Origin of the sequence: Azospirillum sp. B506 (assembly GCF_000333595.1) — a bacterium.
Classification (GTDB): domain Bacteria; phylum Pseudomonadota; class Alphaproteobacteria; order Azospirillales; family Azospirillaceae; genus Azospirillum.
The window spans coordinates 1-2,044 of the sequence record NZ_BADK01000895.1 but is presented as its reverse complement, the minus strand read 5'-3'; the positions used below and the strand labels follow the sequence as shown (position 1 = coordinate 2,044).

Genomic DNA, 2,044 nt, shown 5'->3' with positions numbered 1-2,044 from the left:
GAATTGGGCGAAGGCTTTCGCCACGGCGTCCTCATCCGTCACGTCGAAGGCGGATTCATGGACGGTGTAACCCTTGTCGCGCGCCCTGGCGGCGGCATCGGCGAGGGTGTTCGGGTTGATGTCGCTGAGGATGATCGCGGCACCGGCCTCGGCCAGCCCTTCGGCGATGGCGTTGCCCAGCCCGCGGGCCGATCCGGTGACGAGGGCGGTCTTGCCGCTCAGATCGAACATGGTCGTCATGATGGTGAGTCTTCCGGTTAGAGGCTTGTGCGGCGGACGCGCAGATCGGGACGCTCGAAGACGGCCGGCAGCAGTTCGGTGCCGAGACCCGGCCCTTCCATCGGCAGGACATGGCCGTCGACGATGCGCGGCACCTCGGTGACGAGTTCGGTGTACCAGCCGGTGTAGAAGGCCCGCACCGACTCCTGGATCAGCGTGTTCGGGTTCGACAGCGACGAATGGACGGCGGCGACATAGGCGACCGGACCGGTGCAGTCGTGCGGGGCGTAGGGACGATGGTAGGTGTCGGCGAGCGAGGCGATCTTGCGGCCCTCGGTCAGTCCGCCGGTCCACACCAGATCGGTCATCACCACGCCGATGGCGCCGGCTTCCAGCATGTCCTTGTAGGGGAAGCGCGATCCCAGCGTTTCCGAGGCGCAGATCGGCACGCTGGTCGAAGCGGCCAGCTCGGTCAGCGCATTGACCGAGTTCATGCGGATCGGATCCTCGTACCAGGTCGGATCGTAGTCCTCCAGCACGCGGGCGATCTTCTTGACGGTCGGCAGGTTCCACAGGCAGTGGAATTCGACCATGATCTGCATGCGGTCGCCGACCGCCTTGCGGATCTTCTCGAACGGTTCGACCGCGCGTTTCATCTGCTCGGCGGTGATGAAACGGCCGTCGTTGGCGATGGCGGCCGGATCGAACGGCCAGATCTTCATGCCGGTGATGCCCTGTTCCAGCAGGCTTTCCGCCAGCCGGCCGGCATCGGTCATGAAGCCTTTCAGATCCTCGTACGGCCCCTCGCTGGAGCCCAGGTTCCAGGTATCGACCGGCTTGATCTTGTTGGAGCGCACATAGCCGTAGCCGGCGCAGGTGTTGTAGACCGGCACCCGGTCGTGGCAGAGGCCGCCCAGCATCTGATGCACTGGCTGGCCGCAGACCTGCCCGAGAATGTCCCACAATGCGAGGTCGATGGCCGATGCGGCGCGGTATTCGGCGCCGGTCGAGGACTGCGCCATGGGCAGGTTCACCAGCTCGCGGGCATGGGCCTCGATGCGCAGCGGGGCCTTGCCGAGCAGGCGGGCGGCCAGCACGTCATGGATGTGCGCCTCGACCGCGCCGGCGCCGTAGAAGGTCTCGCCGAGGCCGACGATGCCGGCATCTGTGTGGACGCGGACCCAGACGACGTTGGAGAACTCGTCCGTCCTCAGTGTTTCCAGCTGCGTGATTTTCATGAAGCGCTCGCAAGGGAGGGGTGGGCTGCCCGACCGGGGTGCCCACCGGAGGCGGTTTGCCGAAGGCGGGGATGCGCCGTGCCATGGCACGGCGCCGCCGGATCAGAAGACGATCTGAACCTTCATGTTGCTGTCGCGGTCATGCGCCGCGGCGAACGCCTCGGCCGCCGCCTCGAACGGGAACTGCGCCGTGGCCAGCGGCGACAGGTCGACGCCGCCGGTGGTGAGCGCCGACACCGCCCAGGCGAATTCCTCGTGGAAGCGGAAGGAGGTTTTGAACGACACTTCCTTGGCGAGCAGCCGGTTCAGCGGGATCGGGGTGAGGCCGGGCGCCAGCATGCCGACCTGGACGACGGTGCCGCCGGGGCGGGTGCTCAGCACGCAGGTCTCCACCGCCCGGGCGCTGCCCGACGCTTCGAAGCAGACGTCGAAGCAGCCGCGGTCGGCCTGCCAGCGGTTGGGGGTTTCGCTGTCGGCCAGCACATTGACGGTGTCATCGGCGCCGATTTGGGCGGCGATCTCCAGCGGCTTGTCGGACAGGTCGGAGATGGTGATGTGTTCGGCCCCCGCCCGGCGCGCAGCGACGG

The 2,044-nt window shown here is 67.2% G+C and carries 3 protein-coding genes; all 3 read right to left on the bottom strand.

Annotated features, from left to right (window positions below; translation table 11 throughout):
• Positions 1–240 (bottom strand): SDR family NAD(P)-dependent oxidoreductase (locus I71_RS27740; protein ID WP_042701677.1); only part of this gene is annotated, 240 nt, incomplete at its 3' end.
• Positions 241–257: 17 nt separating this feature from the next.
• A complete protein-coding gene (locus I71_RS27735; RefSeq protein ID WP_042701674.1) occupies positions 258–1,457 on the bottom strand; it encodes a mandelate racemase/muconate lactonizing enzyme family protein in 1,200 nt (399 codons plus the stop codon).
• 102 nt (positions 1,458–1,559) lie between these two features.
• A partial coding sequence (locus I71_RS27730; RefSeq protein ID WP_042701671.1) for a zinc-binding dehydrogenase occupies positions 1,560–2,044 on the bottom strand: 485 nt, incomplete at its 5' end.

What these genes read in the sequence shown, in the direction of transcription:
- I71_RS27735 (WP_042701674.1), bottom strand. Translation starts at nt 1,457, where the DNA reads ATGAAAATCACGCAGCTGGAAACACTGAGGACGGACGAGTTCTCCAAC.